The sequence below is a fragment of the Gemmatimonas sp. genome (genome assembly GCF_044345575.1).
In the GTDB taxonomy this organism is placed as follows: Bacteria; Gemmatimonadota; Gemmatimonadetes; order Gemmatimonadales; family Gemmatimonadaceae; genus Gemmatimonas.
This window is the reverse complement of sequence record NZ_JBIJAW010000190.1, coordinates 1-6,246: the sequence shown is the minus strand read 5'-3', so window position 1 is coordinate 6,246 and position 6,246 is coordinate 1. Positions and strand designations below refer to the sequence as shown.

Sequence of the window (6,246 nt, the reverse complement as noted above, 5' to 3'; positions counted from 1 at the left end):
ATCCCCGAGACGAGCGCCGGCGGCGCGTCATTGATCTCGGCGAAGCGCGCCCATTCGGCGTTCGTCTGCACGATGGTGCCATCGGCACCGAGCACGGCGATGGACGAGGGGATGGAATCGAGGATGTGCTGCAGCCGCTCCTCGCCACGCTTCACCTCGGTGACGTCGATGACGCTCACGATCACACCATGCACGCCCGCCTCGCCGGTGAGATACGGGAGCACCTTCACATGCAGGTGCGAACCGTCCGGCGCCTGCACTTCGTGCGACTCGGGCCCGTTCGCGCTCATGACACGGCGACACATGGCCACCAGGTCCACGCCGGGGATCTTGGCCGCGATGTGTTCGAGCGGCCGCCCGATGTCCTGCGGCATCACATTGAGCAGGCGGAGCGCCGCATCGGTGAACTTGCGGATCCGCAGTGACCCGTCGACGAAGAGCGTGCCCACGCCGGTGGTGCGCAGCAGGTTCTCGATGTCGTTGTTGAGGCTGATGAGCTCCGCGATCTTCTCCTGATACTCGGCGTTGACCGTCTGGAGCTCTTCGTTCACCGACTGCAGTTCTTCGTTGGTGCTCTGCAACTCCTCGTTCGAGGCGAGGAGTTCCTCATTGGTCGCCTGCAATTCCTCGTTCGAGGTTTCGAGTTCCTCGATGGTGGCCTGCAGGTTCTCCTTGGTGTACTGCAGTTCGTGCTCGAGCTGGGCGAGGCGCAGCGCCGACGAGTCGTCGACCGCGAACTGATCGGCCACGCCGCCGGCGAGCGGCTTGGGGCCGCTCTCGAAGAAGATCACATACGCCCGGTTTCGCTCGGGGCCAATATCGAGCGGACGTACGTGCATGCGCACCGTGGGCTGATTGGGCTCCACCTCGATGCCTTCGTACAGGATCTCGCGATGTTCCTTGGCCACGCGAGCGAGTGCCGCACGCAGGGCTGCGCTGAGCGGCCGCGGCAGGAGCTTGAAGACCTCGAGGGTGGACCGTCCCGGCGGCACCTTGAGCAACGAGGACACATCACCAAACGTGTGCAGCAGCTGATACTCGGAGTCGAGCACCACGCAGCGCAGCTTGAGCACATCGGTGAGTTCCTGGAACACCCGCTCCAGCAGGCCGTCTTCGGACGCGGTGCGTACCGCCGCGCCACGCGTGGCCAGCACGGCCTGCTCGGCGGCGGTAGTGGACGAGAACGACTGCATGAGCGGACGACGCGGACGCGTGGGCAACGCCTCGGCCAGCGTGTGCCGGCCCGGCTGCAGCGCCTGATAGAGCTTCCACTTCTGGTCGACGACATCGAACAGCGTGGACAGCGCGCCGACCGTTTCGCTCGAACCAAGGAAGAGGTAGCCGCGCGCGCGCAACGCGTAGGCCAGCAACGCGATCACGCGGCGCTGCAGGTCGGTGCCCAGATAGATGAGCATGTTGCGGCAGGACACGAGGTCCATGCGCGTGAGCGGCGGGTCCTTGAGAAGGTTGTGGCGCGCGAAGATGACACGATCGCGCAGCGCACGACTGACCTTGTAGCCATCGCCATCGGCGACGAACCAGCGCGAAAGCCGCTCCGGTGTCATGTCGGCGGCGATGGAATCGCCGTATCGACCGGCCGCGGCGAACTCCACGGCGTCCTGATCCACGTCGGTGGCAAAGACCCGCACGTTGCGGCTCAGCTTCTGCCGGTCGAGCTCTTCGAGAATGAGGATGACGATGGAATACGCCTCTTCTCCCGTGGAGCAGGCCGGCACCCACACGCGCAGCTCACTGTCGGGGGGCGTATCGGCCACGAGCTGCGGCACGACGCGCTGCTCGAGCAGCCGGAAGGCTTCTTCGTCGCGGAAGAAGCGTGTGACGTTGATGAGCAGATCGCGGTGCAGCTGTACCAGCTCGGGCTTGGAGTCCTCGAGGAGCCGTACATAGTCGTCCCAGCCGAGGCCCGGGTGCATGAGCACCCGACGCTCGATGCGACGGATGATCGTGTTGGGCTTGTAGCCGGTGAAGTCGGTCCCGAGGCGGTCACGCAGGAGCCCGAGCACGCGCTGCACCTGACTGGCGGTGCCGGCGGCCTGCTCGCTGCTGCTGTACGCCCGCACCCCACCGCGGCGGAGGAAGAACTGCGCCACGGTGCCGGGGATGTCGGCCACCTGCAGCACCTGATCGGCCAAGCCAGTCGCCACGACGCTTCGCGGCATGCCATCGAACTGCGCCTCGGTGGGGTCCTGCACGAGGACCAGCCCGCCCTCGGCCTTTAGCTCACGCGCGCCGCGGGTGCCGTCGCTACCGGTGCCGGAGAGCACGACGCCCACGCCGAATTCGCCCATGGCCTGTGCGAGCGACGCAAAGAACACGTCGATCGGGAGATGCAACCCGTGTCCGGCTGGTTGCTCGGTCATGCGCAACACGCCCGCCTCGATGGTGAGGTTGGTCTTCGGCGGGTTGAGGTAGACCGTATCGGGCTCGATGCGCATGCCATCTTCGGCCCGCACCACCTTCAGGGTGGTGTGCCGCCGCAGCAGCTCCACCATGAGCGACTTGTGGTCGGGCGAGAGGTGCTGCACGACCACGTACGAGATGCCGCGATTGGGGTCGGCGTTATCGAAGAACTGCTGCAGGGCCTCGAGCCCACCGGCGCTGGCGCCGATGGCGCATACGGCGAGCGCCGGGGATTCGGCAAAGACCGGCGATTCGGTGGTGCCGTTAACCTGCTCGGGAGGCGTCATGCGTGGCGGTGGCGTCGAGGGGCACGTTGGGGGGAGCGTCGAGGATGGCACGGATCCGGGAAAGAAAATCCGATGTCGTCCACGGCTTAGGGATTATGGGGGGCGCGCCGCCCTCTTGCACGGGGGCGAGCGCGAATCGGCTGCCAATCGTGGCAATGTCACCGCCCGGCGCCCCGCTCAGGCCGTCTCCGGCATACCCGCTCACGAAGACGATGCGGGCTGGGGCGGCCAGCCGGCGGGTCGCCTCCAGCACGTAGAGGCCGTCCCCATGGGGCATGACCATGTCGCTCACGACGAGGGCGTACGGGGGCTCCCGCCCGTCGGCATGGGACCGGAGGCGCTCTTCCGCATCCTCGCCGTTGACCGCCTCGGTCACGTGGTACCCCGCGCGGCGCAGCACACGGGCTGTGAGGGTCCGGATGTCGGCGTCGTCTTCCACGAGCAGAATGCGTTCGGACCCACGCTTCGTCGCCGCAACACCGACGGCTTGCTCGACGGACGCACTACGCACCCCGCGGAGCGCCGGGAAGAAGAGTCGTACGGTGGTGCCGGCACCCACCTCGCTTTCCACGGTCACGTAGCCGCCCATCTGGTCCATGAGCCCATACACCATGGACATGCCGAGCCCCGTCCCCTCACCCTGACGCTTCGTGGTGAAGAACGGTTCGAAGATCTGGGCCATGACGTCGGGCGACATGCCGCATCCCGTGTCGGTCACCGAGAGGGTGGCGAAGTGTTGCGGCCCGCCGCGGCGCGCGCCGGTGCGAGCGGCTGCCAGCACCGGAACACCGGTGATGTCGTCGGCGGCCACCGTGGTCAGGACCAGACGCAAATCCCCGCCGCCGTCGCGCATGGCGTCGCGGGCATTGGTGGCAAGATTGAGGAGGATCTGCTGCAAGGCCGTGGCATCGGCGCGCACCGATGGCACGGCGCCGCGCACCTCGTATGCCACCGCGATCGTCTCCGGCAGGAGGCGCCGCAACATACCACTCACATCCTGCACCGCCACATCGAGCTGCATGGGCACGACGCGCAGTTGCTCGCGGCGTCCGAAGGTCATGAGCTTGCGCACCATGTCGGCTCCGCGCTGCGAAGTCCGCAACACCTGCTCCAGTCCCTCCCGCATGTCATCCGGCGCCGACTCGTCGGCGAGCATGAGATCGCTCTGCGCCTGGATGATCGTGAGCAGGTTGTTGAAGTCGTGCGCAATACCGCCGGTGAGTTGGCCGAGCGCCTCCATTTTCTGGGACTGCCGGAGTTGCGCTTCGAGCCGGCGCGCCGACGTGATGTCGTGCACGACCGCGACGTGTCGCCCCGGCACCACGCTGGCCCGCGCGGCGTACTCGACATAGACCGTCTCGCCGTTCGCGCCGTGCATCCGGAGCTGCCCGCGGACCGCGCCCGCGGTGAGCAGTTCCTCCCGGTCGGCGATGAGGCGCTCATGATCCTCGCGCACCACCAGCTCGAGCAGCGACCGGTGGCCGCCGTCATCCGTGCGGGGGGTGACGAGCGCGGTCGCCGCCGCATTGGTACTCAACACCCGCAGGTCATCGTTGAAGATGATGATCCCGTCGAGAGCGCCGTCGAACACCGCCTTGAAGTGCGCAAGCGCCTCGATGCGCTCTTCCTGTTGACGATGGGTGTCGGTGATATCGTAGTGCTGGATGACGGCGCCGGGATGCGCCACGAGCGCATTGATGCTGAGGAAGTACCAGCGCTCCACCCCGGACTCCCCAACCAGCATGTACTCCGTTTCGTAGGCGAGCGCGCGCCGCTCGAGTACGCTGCGCAGACCGTCGGCCACCTTCGCCGCGTCCTGATCCCCCTGCGCCGCAGAACGCTCGCACACCCCGAGGTAGTTGGCACCGATGCCCGCGTCGGGCATGGACATCCCATTGGACCGGGCGAGCACGTGCCATCGCGCATTGCCCGACATGATGCGTCCATCGCCATCGAGGATGAGCAGGCTCGTGGGCAGGGCGTCGAGCACGTCCTCGAGCGTGTGCATCCCCGCTTCCACCGCTTCGGTGTGCTGACGCTCATCGGTGACGTCGAGCAGGCGCACCATCCGGGCCGGTGCGCCATGCCACCGGCATGGCATCCACGACGCCGAAAAAACTCGCCGGCGCCCGTCGATGTCGGCGGCCAGATCGACACGTGAATCGTGCGTCGTCGCGAGATGCGGTAGCGCCCGGGGTTCACCGAGGAGGCGCCAGTCGAAGTGTTGGGTGGCCGCGAGAACGGCCCCAGCAGCGTCAATGACGACATGCGGGTCCGGCAATACATCCAACGGCATTCCACCCGACTCGATGTCGAGCATGTACATCCTACGCGGGAGAACAGAAAAAACCCTCACGCGTCCCAGCATCGAGATCGCTTGCCATCAATTAGCTAGGGGAGCGAATGCGCGCGCAATGGGATTTCCGGAAGAATTGGGGATTTCCCCTGACAGACGCAGCGCCCAAACGCAGAAAGGGCGCCCGGAGGCGCCCTTTCGTGGTGCGATTGCTGACGTCACGCAATCCGTCGACGCCGTGCGTTCAGGGAGACATGATCCGGCTGGCGGGTATCGAGGTCGCGCGTCTGGAATCCGCGCACGACTTCGGAGAGATGGGCCGACTGTCCGTGCAGCTCCTCCGCCGCGGCCGCCGACTCCTCGGCATTGGCAGCGACCTGTTGCGTGACTTCGCTCATGCCGTCGACACCGCGACCAATCTCCTGAATGGTCCGCGTCTGCAGCTGCGCCCCGTTCACGATCTCATCGATGGCCGTGGTCATGCGCTCCACCTGTTCGCGGGCCGCCTGTAGCTGTTCCCGCACCTGCTGCTCGCGCGCCACGCCGCCGTGCACGTTCTGGATCTCCTCGTCGATGAGCGCCGCGGTCTGCTTGGCGGCCTCGGCGGAGCGGATGGCCAGCGCACGGACCTCCTCGGCGACCACGGCGAACCCGCGACCGGCATCACCCGCCCGTGCCGCTTCGACGGCCGCGTTGAGCGCGAGCAGATTGGTCTGGAAGGCGATTTCGTCGATGGTGCGCACGATCTTCTGTGTCGCATCGGCCGAGGCCTTGATGCGCTGCATGTCCTGCTGCAGCGCGATCATGGTTTCGGCGCCGCGTTGCACGCTGGCACTCGCCTCGTGCGCGCCTGCCTTCACATCGGTAGCCTGTGTGGCCGACTTTCCGGAGAGCACCGACAATTCGGCCAGCGCGGCGCCGATCTCCTCCGCATTGGCTGCCTGCGTCGACGCGGCGTGCGCCAGTTGCTGACCGCCCTCGTTCAACTGCTTGGCGGCGTCGTCGACCTGGAACGCCGACACGCGCACCTGCCCGATGGTGGTGGAGAGCTGGTCGACCGCGGCATTTACCGCCTCCTGCACGCGAAGGAATTCACCATGGTACTCGCCCTCCATGCGCACCTCGAGGTTCCGCTCGGCCACTTCCACCAGCACCGCACGCACTTCCCCGAGCGGCACCGCGACGGCCTTCATCAGAGCGCCCACCCCTTCCAGCAAGTTGGCGTAGCGTCCCTGCACGTGT

General features: G+C 66.8%; 3 protein-coding genes. All 3 read right to left on the bottom strand.

The window, feature by feature from the left end:
• On the bottom strand, positions 1–2,708 hold a 2,708-nt coding region (locus ACIQ6O_RS11260), incomplete at its 3' end, for a chemotaxis protein CheB (RefSeq protein ID WP_396207885.1).
• Complete coding sequence (locus ACIQ6O_RS11255; RefSeq protein ID WP_396207884.1) at positions 2,686–5,034, bottom strand: ATP-binding protein; 2,349 nt, start codon at positions 5,032–5,034, stop codon at positions 2,686–2,688. The genes ACIQ6O_RS11260 and ACIQ6O_RS11255, both read right to left, overlap by 23 nt.
• A 188-nt stretch (positions 5,035–5,222) precedes the next feature.
• Positions 5,223–6,246 (bottom strand): methyl-accepting chemotaxis protein (locus tag ACIQ6O_RS11250; protein ID WP_396207883.1); only part of this gene is annotated, 1,024 nt, incomplete at its 5' end.

What these genes read in the sequence shown, in the direction of transcription:
- ACIQ6O_RS11255 (WP_396207884.1), bottom strand. Translation starts at nt 5,034, where the DNA reads ATGTACATGCTCGACATCGAGTCGGGTGGAATGCCGTTGGATGTATTG.